This window comes from Croceitalea vernalis (assembly GCF_031846405.1).
In the GTDB taxonomy this organism is placed as follows: domain Bacteria; phylum Bacteroidota; class Bacteroidia; order Flavobacteriales; family Flavobacteriaceae; genus Croceitalea; species Croceitalea vernalis.
Genome location: NZ_JAVRHU010000002.1, coordinates 277,502 through 291,977, shown reverse-complemented (window position 1 = coordinate 291,977; position 14,476 = coordinate 277,502). Strand labels below are relative to the sequence as shown.

Annotated in this window: 12 protein-coding genes; 2 read left to right on the top strand and 10 right to left on the bottom strand. The window is 36.5% G+C overall.

Annotated features, from left to right (window positions below; all coding sequences use genetic code 11):
• Window positions 1–124 precede the first annotated feature (124 nt).
• The 6 genes from moaA to RM520_RS07715 all read right to left on the bottom strand — a co-directional run bounded on the left by moaA (window position 125) and on the right by RM520_RS07715 (window position 7,670).
• Window positions 125–1,108, bottom strand: a complete 984-nt coding sequence (gene moaA, locus RM520_RS07740; protein WP_311387580.1) for a GTP 3',8-cyclase MoaA — start codon at window positions 1,106–1,108, stop codon at window positions 125–127.
• 89 nt (window positions 1,109–1,197) lie between these two features.
• Complete coding sequence (locus RM520_RS07735; protein WP_311387579.1) at window positions 1,198–3,393, bottom strand: T9SS type A sorting domain-containing protein; 2,196 nt, start codon at window positions 3,391–3,393, stop codon at window positions 1,198–1,200.
• Between the two features lie 267 nt (window positions 3,394–3,660).
• Window positions 3,661–3,915 carry a MoaD/ThiS family protein gene (locus RM520_RS07730; RefSeq protein WP_311387578.1) on the bottom strand — a complete coding sequence of 85 codons (255 nt, stop codon included), beginning with the start codon at window positions 3,913–3,915 and terminating at the stop codon, window positions 3,661–3,663.
• 6 nt (window positions 3,916–3,921) lie between these two features.
• Entirely contained in the window at window positions 3,922–6,156 is a 2,235-nt protein-coding gene (locus tag RM520_RS07725) for a xanthine dehydrogenase family protein molybdopterin-binding subunit (protein WP_311387577.1), read from the bottom strand.
• 11 nt (window positions 6,157–6,167) lie between these two features.
• Entirely contained in the window at window positions 6,168–6,629 is a 462-nt protein-coding gene (locus RM520_RS07720; protein WP_311387576.1) for a (2Fe-2S)-binding protein, read from the bottom strand.
• A 102-nt stretch (window positions 6,630–6,731) separates the two neighbouring features.
• The gene (locus RM520_RS07715) at window positions 6,732–7,670 is read right to left on the bottom strand and encodes a polysaccharide deacetylase family protein (protein WP_311387575.1); all 939 of its coding nucleotides are present in this window, start codon (window positions 7,668–7,670) and stop codon (window positions 6,732–6,734) included.
• Between the two features lie 94 nt (window positions 7,671–7,764).
• Here RM520_RS07715 and RM520_RS07710 point away from each other — a divergent pair, with 94 nt between their 5' ends.
• Window positions 7,765–8,853 carry a vWA domain-containing protein gene (locus tag RM520_RS07710; RefSeq protein WP_311387574.1) on the top strand — a complete coding sequence of 363 codons (1,089 nt, stop codon included), beginning with the start codon at window positions 7,765–7,767 and terminating at the stop codon, window positions 8,851–8,853.
• A 66-nt stretch (window positions 8,854–8,919) separates the two neighbouring features.
• Window positions 8,920–9,846, top strand: a complete 927-nt coding sequence (locus RM520_RS07705) for a 3-keto-disaccharide hydrolase (protein ID WP_311387573.1) — start codon at window positions 8,920–8,922, stop codon at window positions 9,844–9,846.
• A gap of 3 nt (window positions 9,847–9,849) precedes the next feature.
• On the opposite strand, the gene RM520_RS07700 is transcribed toward RM520_RS07705, so the two are convergent.
• From RM520_RS07700 to RM520_RS07685, 4 genes are all read right to left on the bottom strand, one after another.
• Entirely contained in the window at window positions 9,850–10,473 is a 624-nt protein-coding gene (locus RM520_RS07700; protein WP_311387572.1) for a 3-keto-disaccharide hydrolase, read from the bottom strand.
• Between the two features lie 329 nt (window positions 10,474–10,802).
• Window positions 10,803–12,281 carry a M14 family metallopeptidase gene (locus RM520_RS07695; protein ID WP_311385126.1) on the bottom strand — a complete coding sequence of 493 codons (1,479 nt, stop codon included), beginning with the start codon at window positions 12,279–12,281 and terminating at the stop codon, window positions 10,803–10,805.
• A 5-nt stretch (window positions 12,282–12,286) separates the two neighbouring features.
• Window positions 12,287–12,955 carry a peptidoglycan recognition protein family protein gene (locus RM520_RS07690; protein ID WP_311385125.1) on the bottom strand — a complete coding sequence of 223 codons (669 nt, stop codon included), beginning with the start codon at window positions 12,953–12,955 and terminating at the stop codon, window positions 12,287–12,289.
• 1 nt (window position 12,956) lies between these two features.
• Window positions 12,957–14,387: an FG-GAP repeat domain-containing protein gene (locus tag RM520_RS07685; RefSeq protein WP_311387571.1), complete on the bottom strand. Its 1,431-nt coding sequence runs from the start codon at window positions 14,385–14,387 to the stop codon at window positions 12,957–12,959.
• Window positions 14,388–14,476 lie beyond the last annotated feature (89 nt).

The following is a 14,476-nucleotide window of genomic DNA, read 5'->3' as shown; positions in this document are numbered from 1 at the left end:
CTTAAAATATAGGCCTATTAAAATTAAGAAAGGTTACCGAATAAAACTAGGTGTAATCAACGAAAAAGTAAACAATAAAAAAATGATTTTTGACCCTATTCGAATAATTTAATTTTTTTACAAATCATCCACCTATTGAGGTCATTGAATTTTCGAAAACACCGCCGTGTTCCTTTTGAGCATCAAAGCCAGTCTTTGCTCTGCTACCAACCACCTTTAATATTGCATTTTCAATTCCATTTTTGGAATTTTTGTTTCTAACAATATCTCTCAAATTAGCCTTCGGCTTTCCATACAAACAAGTAATAATATCTCCAGTGGCGGTAATTCGCAATCGATTACAACTACCACAAAAAGTCCGACTAAATGATGGGATTAAACCAAAAGTACCTTTATGACCTTCAATTTTATAATTAATAGAAGTTGACGTTTCAGGGGAATCTAATTTTTTGAAATTTGAAAAATGCTTAGTAATATGAGTTAAAATTACCTTATAATCCCATGTGATTTTTTCAAATGACTTACTTCCCCCATTAAAAGGCATTTCTTCTAAGAATCGAACAGAAACAGGATAATGTTTCATTAGCTCTAGAATTGGGATGATATCTTGTTCATTCTGTCCCTCGAGAACTATAAAATTTATTCTGACATTAAAACCTTCCGTAATTAAACGAATTAAATTCTCATGAACCGTATCATATTGATTTCTTCGGGTAATCTTCTCAAAAGTGCTTCTATCTATGGCATCTAGGCTTACATTAATGTTTTTAATACCGAGCTTTTTCAACTCATCAATGTACGGTCCTATTAATGTTGCATTCGTGGTAATAGAAATATCATCTAAACCTTCCAATTTTTGAAGGTATCGCAGCAAATCAATCAAATCTTTTCGAACGAATGGTTCTCCTCCAGTTATTCTAATTTTACTAACGCCTTGACCAACTAAAACCTGACTAATTTTTTTAAGTTCGTCAATAGTCAATAACTTTTTATTCTGAACAAAACTTATACCTTCAGCCGGCATGCAATAATTACAACGCAAATTGCACCTATCTGTGACTGCTAATCTCAGGTAATTTATTGTTCTTTTATGATTGTCAATTAACATTCAAATACATTATCTAAAGAAAGATAGTCATTGAATCTAAAAATAAATACAATTTAACAAAACAATTCCGCAAAATTTGAAAATAGAATTCAATTTCTGTTAAACAAAAATCGCTTAACGTCCGTTCTAGATTGTCGTTCAACGCGAACTACATAAACCCCTCGAGAGAGTATAAAATCAATAGGGATACTTAATTGTTTACCGCATTCATTTCTTTGATGCAGTAATCTGGCATTCAAATCATAAATACTGATAATTCCACACTCGTCATCTGATTTAACAATCTTTAATGTTGCGTCACGAACTGGGTTTTCGGCAATAAAAAATTCATTATTTGCTTCTAATAAATTATCTAATTCTTCTGCTGTAATTGTGTCATCAACATCCTCCTCTAAAAAATCATCTACATCACTTGCTTCATCATTCTCTTCCTCTTCTGCATTATCACTTTCTTCATTATCATTTTCTTCCTCTGTGTTACCTTCTTCATCGTTGTTCTCTTCATCATTATTTTCCTCTTCTTCCTCTTCTTCCTGCTCTTCCTCTTCATTATCTGAATCTCTATCAGCATCATTCTCCCAAGCCGAAATATCATCTGCTAAAACGCCTCCCATTTCATAGGCAGCTACTTCACCTCCAAGAGACCCTGCAAGCCACCAGGCTTGCCCCCATTCACCATTCAAACCTCCAGAACCATGATTAGAATAAGAATTCAAACCCATAGATCCATCTCTAACATTACCTGCCCTAAAAAAATTATTGTCATAATATAGATTAGCTAATCCAGATGCAATAGTATTCGTTTGACTGGGGTCTTCTGGAATTGCTACACCGCTTTCATCATATCTGTTTAAAAACCAACCACCATTTGAAGAATTTTGAAAATGGCGCAAAATATTATTCATCGTTAGTTCTAATCCTTTATTTCCTCCACTTGAAGAATCTGACCAATCACCATCTGATAATTCATCTGATCCCATTGATGATTCGTAATCATAAAACTTTCTAGGATTAGTACCGACATTTGGAAAGTTATTAATCACCGCATTCGCATGTGTTTGAGCCATACTAACTAATTGTACGATTATAATATGAGGATATTGCATCGCCGGAATGCCAGTTCCACCGCGATAAAATTCATACATTGTGCCGTCTGACCAAGTATAAACAGCATAAAACGCTTTCCACCAATCATACATCCAGTCTTGTAATTCTTCGTCGCCAAAATAGGTGGCATAGGTATGTAGGTATTCAAAATGATCATTTTCCCTATTGTTAAAAACATCCCAAAGATTCCCTTGGATTCTATTCTGCCCATTGCCATTACTGTCGTAATGCGTATAGCTCTGTGCATTACCTTTACCATCAAATAGACCTCCTCCAATATTCCAATTTTTATCAAAATCCCTCCAATTGGAGTCTAATTTTGTCTTCATTAAAATATCCATATTGGCAAAACAAAAATCCCTCCAATCTTTGAACCAATAGTTGACTTTCAATTTGTTGTCTTCATAGATTTGTTTTCCAACTAATAAATCTTTGACTTTTCCATAAGCATGAACTAATTTTGACATTTTGGCAAAAGTAACCCACCACGGAGCTCCGGTTCTTAAACCATCAATACCGAATATTGAAGTTGGATTATACATGAATCTACTAAAAGTTCCATGCGTTGAGTTTTGTCTTGCAGGCTCTCCCGATTCTCTTTGAGTACCGCCATTACTAGCATCCAAAGCGTCGCTTTCGGCGTACCAAATCAATTCCAAAAAAACAGCATTTGCTAATTCTTCTGCTAAATCATTTAATTTCCAATTTTGTCCATTAAATGAAATTTCACCTTCTGGGTTGACATTCTCAAAGCTTGTTCCAGCATTGTGCATTTCTGCTGCTTTACCAAGAATTAGGGCGAAGTTGGCAGTTTTAGATATGTTCTCTGAAACATTAACCTCATTAGGATAATCTCCACTCCCATATCTTCGGGCTCTTTGGTAATGTGGTTCATATCTACCATCTGGTCCTGAATTAGGTATTACACTTGTACTATTATGAAAATTATCCCATCTCCCTCTATCTCCATTACCATTTACGATAACATCATTATAAAAATCTTCACTGGAATTAATTGTCTCATCAATTTCATCATTTCTTCCAATAGACCAGTTATTAAAATAACGGGCGGTTACAATTTCAAGTTGCGTAGGGGAATAAACGGCATCGCCGCCAATTTCTAATTGACCTTGAGCATAAAAAACGGTCAAAAAGAAAAAAATAAGTACTTTTTTCATAGGTGTAAGAATTGTGGGGTTGAAAAATAATTTTTCTTTCTTGCACTATGATACGAGTAATCCGATGTAATTGGATTTTTTATCGATGAACTACATTCTTTTTAACACTTTTTATACTTAAAATCAAGTCAAAAGTGTATTTCGTCGAAAAAATAAAACTTTTAATCTATGAATTTTGTTTTTTAAAAATATTTGTTATCAATATAATTAAATTGTATGTGTAACTACTTTTTTCTGTTGTTTTAAAATAACTAATAAAGCAAGGTCTTACCCTCCACTAACAGGCGGAATTAATGCAATTTCGTCATAAGAATTGATTTCTTGACTATCATCTGCATAGTTATTGTTTACTGCAATTGCTAAAGATGTCAGCTTTTCTATTTCAGGATATGCATTTCCTAAAAAGCTTCGAAGCTCTTCAACTGTCTTAGGAATATTTTTACCAGTAGCACTGGTCGTAGGTATAGAAAGTGAAGGGCTACCAACAATATCTTTGGTAACCCCGAATAATAAAATTGTCATAGTTAATTATCCTATTATAGATTCTTCTGGGACTTCTAACATCTCCGGATTTTTCATAAAAGGTTGCTGATATATTCGTTTTCCTGTAGCCGCTTTAAGAGCATTTGCAACTGCTCCACCTGCTGGTGGTAAAGTTGGCTCCCCTAAACCAGTAGGACTTAACTCATTATTAATCATATGTACTTCAACCTTAGGAGCTTCTTTCATCCTAATTAAGCGATAGCGGTCGTAGTTATTAGCAGTTGGTATTCCTGCATCAAAACCAAAATCACCGTACATGGAATGCCCTATTCCATCAATTACGCCACCTTCTATTTGGTTTAATGCACCCAGTGGGTTTACCACTATTCCACAATCTACTACACAAGTGACTTTCTTAACCACAGGTTTACCATTTTCAATTTCCACATCAGCTACTTGAGCTACATGTGTATTGTGGCAATAATAATTTACAAAACCTTGATAAACTCCTTTTGGCTTTGTTCCCCAACCCGATTTTTCAACAGCAGTTTCAATAACTTCTATCATTCGTTCGGGTGAGTATTCAATGCGCTCATCAGCCGCAGCATCTACTTTCTTTAATAAATCTAAACGCAGCTGCACTTTGTCCACATCCATCGCCTCGGCAAGCTCATCAAAGAAACTTTGCTCGGCATAAGCTAAAAAGTTCGTGTAGGGTGCTCGCCAAGCACCAGTTGTAATATTACTCTTATAGCTCTTTGTATCTACCTGATAATTCTCAACTGCGCCAGCAGGGAAGAAATTTGGTATCAACCCATACATATTATCATTGATAGCGGCTTCCTTTAAATGGTAACCTGTTAATTGCCCATCTTTTACTGAAGCTTTTATGCGGTATTTAATGGCAGGACGATATACACCAACCGCCATATCATCTTCTCTGCTATAAACTACTTTTACAGGTTTTCTAATCGCATCTGAAATCTCAGCAGCTTCTAATACAAAATCACCATACAAACGGCGTCCAAAACCACCACCCATCCTAGTCATTTCCATTAAGATTTCATCTTCTGCTCTACCTAGCAATTTTGCAACAAGACCAGCTTTCCAAGCTGGTGTTTGAATTGGCCCGACTAAATGCACTTTTTCATCTGTAACATCAGCGAAGAAGTTCATAGGCTCCATACAATTATGCGGAAGGAACGGTGACTCGTATGTGCGTTCTAAAACCATATCAGCATCGGCAAATGCTTTTTTGACATCACCATCTTTACGTCTAGTATCAAACTGAGTAGCATCTAAAAAACCATTCAACATTTGATCATGGTTTTCTGTACTCTCCATAAAGATATCATTCTCCCATTCGGCTGTAATAGCGTTCTTAGCTTTCATTGCTTGCCAAGTGGTTTCAGCAATAACCACAACTTTATCGCTACTTGAAATTTTACTAGCAAAACTTGGGTCTTCTTCAAAAAGATTCTGAACTTTTTCACCAATCTTAATAATATCGATTACACCAGGCATTGTTTGCGCTTCAGTGGCATCATAGGACATTAGTTTTTGCCCAAAAGCTGGTGGCCTTAAAACGGAAGCATAAACCATTCCGGCTACTTTGTAATCTAGACCATAAAGTGGTTTACCCGTTGTTATTTTGTCGATATCTACATTTTGGATGTTTGTTCCAATAATTTTGTAGTCTTTTGGTTCTTTTAGGGTAACACCTTCAGGCACCTCCAATAAGGCAGCTTCATTCACTATTTCGCCATATCCTAAAGAAACACCCGCTGCGTTAGTAATCATTCCTTCACTTACAGTACACTCTGAGGCATCAACACCCCAACGCGCGGCGGCTGCATTTACAAGCATCTGCTTTGCCGAAGCTCCTGTTTGTCGTAAAGCATCCCAACCAAAACGGATTGATTGACTCCCACCGGCAACCTGACGTTGATAATTTTTAGTGTCAAGAATTCCTTGTTGAACATAAACATCTTTCCAAGCAACATCTAACTCTTCTGCAATAATCATTGGCATTGATGTTTTCACCCCTTGCCCAATTTCTGGATTTGGCGAAAAAATAGTTACTTCACCAGACTCTGCTATTTTTATAAAAGCATTAAAATCTTTAAAATCTAGTTGTGCTAAATCAACCGTAGGTTCCAATTTTACCTCTGGTTTGCAGGAGTTAAATAGGTTAAACCCTATTAACATACCACCGCCTGCGAGAGAAGAAGTTCTCATAAAAGCCCTTCTACTGAATGTATTATTTGATTTTATTGACATTGTATTAGGTTTTATGACATTTGTTCTGCAGCCTTTTCAACCGCTCTATATATTCTATTATAAGATGCACACCTGCAAATATTTCCATGCATCGCATTTTTTATCTCTTCTTCAGAAGGATTTGGGTTCTTTTCAAGAAATGCCGAAGCAGTCATTATCTGGCCTGATTGACAATATCCACATTGTGGCACATCTACTTCTTTCCAGGCTTCTTGAACAGGATGCTTTCCATCTTCTGATAAACCTTCAATTGTAGTGATAGCTTTTCCATCTAGTTGTTCTAATGTCATGGAGCAACTTCTCATCGCTGTGCCATCAACATGTACCGTGCATGCACCACATTGCCCTATTCCGCAGCCATATTTGGTGCCCACTAAGTCTAAATGGTCTCTTAAGACCCATAATACAGGAGTGTCAGCAGAAACATCTACGGATTTAGACTCCCCATTCACATTAATTTGATATACCGGCATAGTTTTATGAATTGATTCTTTGTTGGCTTGAAGTTAGCAAAAATTGATACGTGATAATTTTTTTTAACAATAGAATATGCTATAGGCTTCTTTTCATGTGTTTTAGTCTTGACTTCTGGTGATTTTATCACGAATCTCTCTCCAAGTAATTAAAACGATTTCATTTTCCTTTAGAAGGTCAGCACATTTTTTGCTGGTAAAAAAATCAAAATCTGCTTGGCGCCATGCAGCTCCCCAATTTGGATGATCGATGGTTACTCCTTGCATTTCCTGATTATCATAAGCAGTATGAATTAGCAAACAGGTTATACCAGGTTCTAGTTCATTGATGGTTGTGCTATAATAACCCTCCATTCCTTCTTCAAAATCATTTGGTGAAGCTGATATTATAGCATCTAGAATAACATTTTTATCAGTTAGCATTGCTCTTATCTTGGAAGATTTTAAGGCTGGCATTCCTTTACTTAATAAAACCGGAACCTTAAATTCATGCCCGACTTCGATATAAGTTTCAAAAAAACCTTCCGTTGCCATTACTGCTCCCATATGGGCATCTAAATGAGTTACATCAATTCCGGCATTTAAAGCAGTTCTAATTTGTGTTGACAATTCAGCTTTTAAAAAATCAGGATTAGCTTTTGAAACAACCTCACTCACATTATCATAAAAATAGCCTTGCTCGTTTATATAGGATGCCATGGAATCACTCTTATAAGATGGTCCCCATTTATAATACTTCCACTCACTGGTTAAGGTTAAATGCAATCCAAAATCCATATCAGTGTGATGCTTGGCATAATTGGCAATTTCAGGAAACCAAGGGCAAGGCACCATTATACTCGCAGAATTCACGGAGCCTTCTTCCATAGCTTTAATACTAGCCATATTTTCGGAATGACTTACTCCTAAATCATCTGCATGAATAATCAATAATTTAGCATCTTTAGGATAGCCCAGTCTTTCTGCAATACGCTGTGAAAAAGCTATCTCAAAAAAGGAAATAAAAGCAATAAGCAAGAACAGTTTAAAATTGTTTTTCATAAGATTAGATGTTGCTTCAAATTACAAATTTTTCTTAATGTACACTATTGGTTCAGTTTTTGCGTTCATTGGAAAGAACCATAAAATTTTGAAAATGAATACCTACACCAAGTGTTTCTTAACCTTCTTTGCTTTAATTCTTTTTATTTCTTGCGGAAATTCAGATGATGATGTCAATTTTAATCTCAACCAAGGCGAGCTTGGTAAAGGTGAAAATCCGGATTCTTGTTTAGGATTTGAAGACAATGAACTGCTACTTTCTATTCAAGAAGAGTTTACCACCCTACCAGGTAAGGTTTCTATACTTTTTAAAGTTACAGATAATCAAGGCAACCCAATTTCTGGCTTAACAGCAAATCAGTTTACCATATACGAACAAGGGCGTAACGACGATTGTTTTAATACCATTTCGTCATCAGAATCCTTTGCTAGAATTTCACCTAATTCTCAAATTTTCAATAACAATACTCTTTTAGTCTTAGACTTAAGTAATTCGGTTTTGCAGAGCAGTTTAGACGAGCTCAAAGTAGCATCTACCAGTTTTGTGAATAATGTAATGCCCGCACCTGAAACAACTTCTTTTCAAATGGCAATTTATTGGTTTGATGGTGAAGATGTGCTCCATTTATTAAACCCACTCACATCTTCAATAGCCGAATTAACTGCTGCAATTGATGGAATAGACGAAAACATTAGCAACGACCCTTCAACAGATCTATATGGAGCGGTCATTAAATCGGCAAACATCGCTGAAGACCTCATTCAAGAAACCAATCAAAACCAAGCTATCGGTGCTGCTTCTGTGGTGCTTTTTACAGATGGAACAGATCAGGCTTCAAGATATATGGAAGAGAGCGCTTTAAATGCCGTGAACAATGCAAACCCAAATATTTCATTCTTCTCTATTGGCTTAGGCGCTGAAATTGATACTGCAGTGTTAAGTGATATTGGTAAAACTGCCAGTGTTGTGGCGAGTAATGCGGCGGAGTTAGAAACTACCTTTAATCAGATATCTGCACGGGTTTCTGAACAAGCAAATAGCTTTTATCTCTTTGAGTATTGTACACCAAAACGTGATGGTAGTGGCGATAACAACTTGGTCATTCAATTAACCAATGGGGCCTTGCAAGGAGCGGTACAAACGGAATTTGATGCTACCGGTTTTACTGGCGGATGCGAGTAGTACGGTTTGAACATTGGTGTTTATCAATTTTAGTATCTTGTGTGCTCTAACTAACATTTTACTTATATGAAATCTATAGTTCTATTTTTAGCCATTTGTTTCGCTGGATTAACGGCGTTCAGTCAAGAAATGAATCCTCTTGAAGGTCGTTGGGATATTGAAATGGATTTTGAAGGGAAAACAGTTCCTTCTTGGCTTGAAATTAGACACTCTGGTCATGCTACTTTGGTAGGGCGTTTTGTTTTTGCATTCGGAAGCGCAAGACCGGTTGCTGAAATTATCGAAGATGAAGGTTCTATTAGTTTTTCTATTCCGAGACAATGGGAACCTGAAGGAGGCAATATGGAATTCAATGCAGAATTCATGGGGACAGAACTTATTGGTACAATGAAGTATGTTGATGGTAAGCAGTACAACTGGAAAGCTACTAAGGCTCCAACCTTAGATTATAATGACAATCCAAAATTTGGGGCTCCTATAGCCTTATTCAACACAAATAATGTGCAAGGATGGCACGCTGATAAAGAAGAAAATCAATGGGCAGTTGACAAAGGAATATTGACCAGTCCACAATCAGGAGCCAATCTGATTTCTGATGAAAAGTTCCAAGATTTTAAATTAACCACCACTTTTAGATACCCAAAAGGAAGTAATAGTGGTATTTATCTTCGTGGTCGTTATGAAGTTCAAATTGCTGATAATAAAGACCTACCTCCCTCAGATATTTATTTTGGAGGAATCTATGGTTTCTTAGAGCCTAATGAAAATGCCGCTAAGGCTGCTGGTAAATGGCAAACTTACGAAATCACTTTAATTGGTAATAGAGTAAGTATCGTCGCAAACGGTAAAAACATCATCAACAATCAAACAATCCCTGGTATCACTGGTGGAGCTCTTGATAGTAAAGAAGGTGAGCCTGGTCCTTTTATGCTTCAAGGAGATCACGGCCCAATTGAATTTAAATCATTTGTTGTAGAACCGGTAGTAAACTAAGACTTATCCTTGGTTTGGGTTTGCCAATAAAGGCTTAATATTAATATTACGCCATTTTACTTTTATACCGCCGCCATCGTGTATTTGGAGTGCAATGGCACCTTTTCCTTGTCCAATTTTTTCATCATTAATTTGTACCATTTCAACACCATTCAAATAGGTAGTGATTTTAGAACCCTTGGCAACAATGCGCATGGAATTCCATTCACCCATTTTCAACATCCTATCTTTAGCCATATCCGGTTTAATTAACCAACCACGTCCGTAAGACTCGTAAATACCACCGGTATGTTTGGCAGGCGGAGCAACTTCAACTTGCCAGCCCGTTACTTTTGTGCCTTCAAACGTAGATCTAAAAAACACCCCACTATTTCCATCAGCATCTTGCTTAAATTCTAAGTTAAGCTCAAAATCGTCATAAAACGTTTCCGTTGATAAATAGCCATACGCGGCATCAGGGCCACTTTCACAAATCAGCTCTCCATTTTCAACATACCATTTCTCAGTACCATGGTTTACCCATCCCGTTAAATCTTTTCCATTAAATAGCGATTGAGCTTCTTGACCAAAACCAATGGTGCTTACTAAACATGCAATTAAATAGAAATAGATAGTTCTTTTCATCATAGTTGTGATTTTGTATGAGAAAGATACTCAATTTCTTTAAAAGCACAGACACCTAACGCATGGCGCTCTAAGTAGGGTTTTCAACAATTAAATTGTTTTACTAATAACAACTTATTAGAGCATCCTAAAAACTAGCTATTGTACAACTCAAAAAAAATTACGATTATGGATGTTATTCAAGATATTCTAAAAAACGGTCCAATTGCGGCATTTCCATTTTGGACTAGAGGAGTATTAATCTCCCTCTTTTTATGTATCGTGTGCACACTTTTGTGCATGCTTATTGTGTTACTAATTTATGGAAGCCACATCAATATTCAATTCGGATACTAACGGTAAATCAGCGCGTTTGAAAAGCCTTGACCGTCCAATGGTTTTCTTACGTCAATTAAAAATCCGTTAATCACAGCATGCGTAATTTCACCGTCTTTTTTAAGAAAGAAGGTAGGGTTCACACCTGGTTCTAATCTAAACTCTTTTAGTTTAAAATTGGTTGGTACCACGTGTATCGGTGAATTCGAATATTTCAGCTCTTTAGGTATGCTAGCCATACGAATATAGGCTTGTCCAAATTTTAATAAGGACTCACTGTTTAAAACATAAAAGCCTTCTTCATTTCCGCTTGATGGCACCGTCTTTGCTACCATTCTTGGTGGTACTACTTCATATCCGGTAGCATCAAAAGTTTCGTAGCCATAGTAGGTAGATAAGTCTCCTTGGTCTGCAATTACACTACTGTAGTGAAACTTAATATGTCTTTTATTATCAACTTCATTTCTATGAATACCCAAGTCTAAAATATATACATCTCCCAAAAGATTGTAGCTTACATTTTCAATTTTCAAATCGAATAGTTTTCTATCGTTTTTAGGAATTTCTTCATATTTATCTATGCCAATTTTCTTGTAACTCTCATTGGCTATTGTATAAATTGCGGAAAGAATTGAAACGTAGTTCAATTTTCTAATCTCCTGCTTTTCCGCATCATCTTTATAACCACCTGACTCAATTAAAATGGTACTTGTTCCCCACTTTTGAATATTATCTCCGAAAGCTCTGGGCTCGAAATCATCATTATAACGCCCAACTTGACCTGGAGCATAACGCTGAATAATATCATTCATAAAAACAATAACCTTCATCGCATCACCTCGTTTTTCGTTCACATCTTTTTCATAATTATAGGCTGGCGCTAGATATGAAATTGTTGCTGGTTTAGGTGTTCTCTCTGCATTATAGTACGTGCTTTGATCATGTAGATTAAAACCAAAATCAGCGTCTAGACTATCTCTTACGCGCTTTAAAGTTCTACCCTCCGGCGATTGCAAACGCAAGGCGTCACGGTTAATATCTATGCCCAAAAGGTTTCTGCGCTGAAATCGTTCTGCTCCATCAGGATTTAGCATTGGTAAAAAATGTAATTTCAATTTAGAAAGAATGAGCGCTTTTTCCTTTTTAAAATCCTTGGAATCTAAAAAGTTCACAATATCAAAAATAGCCTGTGTTGCTGTTGGTTCATTCCCGTGCATTTGCGACCATAAAAAAACGTCTACTCGCCCTGTACCAACACTTATCAAGTTCAAATCACGTCCTTCAATAGACTTTCCTACTTTATTCACCTCAAATAACGGATTAGCCTCAAGTTCTTCAATTAATGGTTCTATTTGAATATGCTTGATTCTTCTCTTATCTAAAGTGATTTCTTTATACTTTCCGTAAGTTTCATATAATTTTTCAGTGATTTCTTGAGATACGCCAAATTGAAAAACTAAAAGAAATGCAATTAATACTAAAAATCTTGACTTCATAATTTTCACTTTACAGGAATGGGTTTAAAATTAAACTTTTTAGACGCTTTTCGAACTTTTTTCATAAAATCTTCCCCAGGATCAGTCTTTTCAGTTCGGTAACCCTCATCAACCTCTAGCCAAAGTGGGTGGCCTTCAAAATTTTGATACTCATAATGTCCAATAAGGTATGATATATCATACTTGGTTGCCAAATAGTTTACCAACCATTTGTTTGATTTTAATTGTGCTTTCGTTAGAGGTAAATCAGAAGTACCCCCAACATTTTCAATGCCAATTGCACAATGATTTAAGCCAATAACATGCCTAGCCATAGTAGTTTCAGGCATTAATTGATAAATAGCCCCATCTTGATCTACCAAAAAATGAGCAGATACATTGAGACCACTAACATTCTTAATATCAGGTCGCCAATTAGGTAATGTAGCATTCATAAAGGCATCCATGGATTCTTCTAAAGTTGGGATAACCGTCCAATGCAGCACAATCATTTTAGGCACAATATCGGGACTGTCTTGTTCTAAATTATAGCGTTGTGAAAGATATTCTTTGGTTAAAGTGATACGCTGTTCATCAAATATAATTGGCCGATCAATAATGCTGCGTTGGACGGAACATGATATTGCAGAACTCAGCAGTATAACGAACAGAAAGCTCTTTAGGAATAACTTCATCTTATTTCAATTTATTTTCAAGAATCACAAGGTCGACATTACTATTAGCCCATCGTTTGGCTAGCCCATCTGGTACTGGGGTAAAAACATAAGTAAAAGAGCTCAGAATAATATCTTCATCGCCATCGGCATCAATATCGCCAGCATCCATTAAAAACCAACGTCCTGCATTCGCATCATTTAAAACCTTAGAAGCAAAATCAAAAGACTTCGCATTCAAATTTTCTAAATACACAAAAGATAATTCTGGTGTTTTCTCGTAGTCTGGAAAAGTACTAATCAAACCAAAATCTACATCACCATCTTGGTCAAAATCTCTTGCCAACACTCTAGTAGCGCCGTTTAAAGGGTAAAAATAGGCCTCAGAAAAATTGCTCTCACCATCATTCAAATGAATACGCATACCATGATAAGGTTTGTGCACATAAGACTTATCTGCATTATCGCCATTTACTGTAATAATATCATCATACCCATCCTGATTATAATCTACGAGTTCAAACCAACTACTACCATAAATGGGACTAAAATCTAGTACCCTTTCCGCCTTAAATTTTAAATCATCTGTTTGATATAAAATCGTCATGCTTTCATTCCCCTGGGTCGTCATGGTGATGATGTCTAATTTACCATCATTATTCATGTCTTTAGCAAGCGTTTTTATACAGCCGGGCTGATTTAACAAAATCGTTTTGTCATAATTACCGGCAGCATTCCCTACCAAGAGTGATAGACTTCCGGTAGCATCACCAAATTCGCTCACTACCATTTCCATGGTTCCGTCGCCATTCAAATCTTCACACAGCGTACCAACCGGTCTGTGTAGTTCGTTTTGAATTATGGTAGCATCTTCTTTAACTAGCCGCACTAATTGCCCCTCTTCTAGGTCAGAAGGGTCTAAAATGCCTACTTCCGTAATGATTTGAACACTATCCGTGCTGTTCAGCCAGGTCACTGGTGTATTTCCTTGATATACTTTTTCTTGTGTTTGCTGTTGAAAATCGTAACGCTGTAAATCACCTGCAATAGTCCCGTAATTTAATTGATTATCGCCCTCATTAAAATCAAAATAGGTTAGTAAAGATCCATTTAGTGTATCGAGTGCAACCTCTTGCGCTTTAAATTGTTCTAAAGGCCTGGTAACTAGTTTTGGCGCAGCTGCTAGTTTTTCAGGTGCCAATTCAATAATATAATTCTGTAAGGCTATCCAATCTTGTAATTTAATCTTTGGTCTAAAAGTGGTACTTACTTGATTAGGCTCTTGATACATCTCTTCAATATCCATTCGCGCCAGCATATCAGGCAAGATTGCGTTTTTCCAAATGTCCTTTGGCAGTTCATCAATCCGCGGTGCAATGTGGCAGCTAGCGCAATAGGTGTTGTACAAGGCTACTTCTCGCTTAGGAGGCTCTGGAGCACACGAAGTGACCATAACTAAGAGCAAAAAACTAATCAAAAAAAGGAATCGGTTTCGTTTAAAATGCATTAAGAGTGTTTAGTAATTCGTTGGTATAAACGCTT

What these genes read in the sequence shown, in the direction of transcription:
- moaA (WP_311387580.1), bottom strand. Translation starts at nt 1,108, where the DNA reads ATGTTAATTGACAATCATAAAAGAACAATAAATTACCTGAGATTAGCA.
- RM520_RS07735 (WP_311387579.1), bottom strand. Translation starts at nt 3,393, where the DNA reads ATGAAAAAAGTACTTATTTTTTTCTTTTTGACCGTTTTTTATGCTCAA.
- RM520_RS07730 (WP_311387578.1), bottom strand. Translation starts at nt 3,915, where the DNA reads ATGACAATTTTATTATTCGGGGTTACCAAAGATATTGTTGGTAGCCCT.
- RM520_RS07725 (WP_311387577.1), bottom strand. Translation starts at nt 6,156, where the DNA reads ATGTCAATAAAATCAAATAATACATTCAGTAGAAGGGCTTTTATGAGA.
- RM520_RS07720 (WP_311387576.1), bottom strand. Translation starts at nt 6,629, where the DNA reads ATGCCGGTATATCAAATTAATGTGAATGGGGAGTCTAAATCCGTAGAT.
- RM520_RS07715 (WP_311387575.1), bottom strand. Translation starts at nt 7,670, where the DNA reads ATGAAAAACAATTTTAAACTGTTCTTGCTTATTGCTTTTATTTCCTTT.
- RM520_RS07710 (WP_311387574.1), top strand. Translation starts at nt 7,765, where the DNA reads ATGAATACCTACACCAAGTGTTTCTTAACCTTCTTTGCTTTAATTCTT.
- RM520_RS07705 (WP_311387573.1), top strand. Translation starts at nt 8,920, where the DNA reads ATGAAATCTATAGTTCTATTTTTAGCCATTTGTTTCGCTGGATTAACG.
- RM520_RS07700 (WP_311387572.1), bottom strand. Translation starts at nt 10,473, where the DNA reads ATGATGAAAAGAACTATCTATTTCTATTTAATTGCATGTTTAGTAAGC.
- RM520_RS07695 (WP_311385126.1), bottom strand. Translation starts at nt 12,281, where the DNA reads ATGAAGTCAAGATTTTTAGTATTAATTGCATTTCTTTTAGTTTTTCAA.
- RM520_RS07690 (WP_311385125.1), bottom strand. Translation starts at nt 12,955, where the DNA reads ATGAAGTTATTCCTAAAGAGCTTTCTGTTCGTTATACTGCTGAGTTCT.
- RM520_RS07685 (WP_311387571.1), bottom strand. Translation starts at nt 14,387, where the DNA reads ATGGTCACTTCGTGTGCTCCAGAGCCTCCTAAGCGAGAAGTAGCCTTG.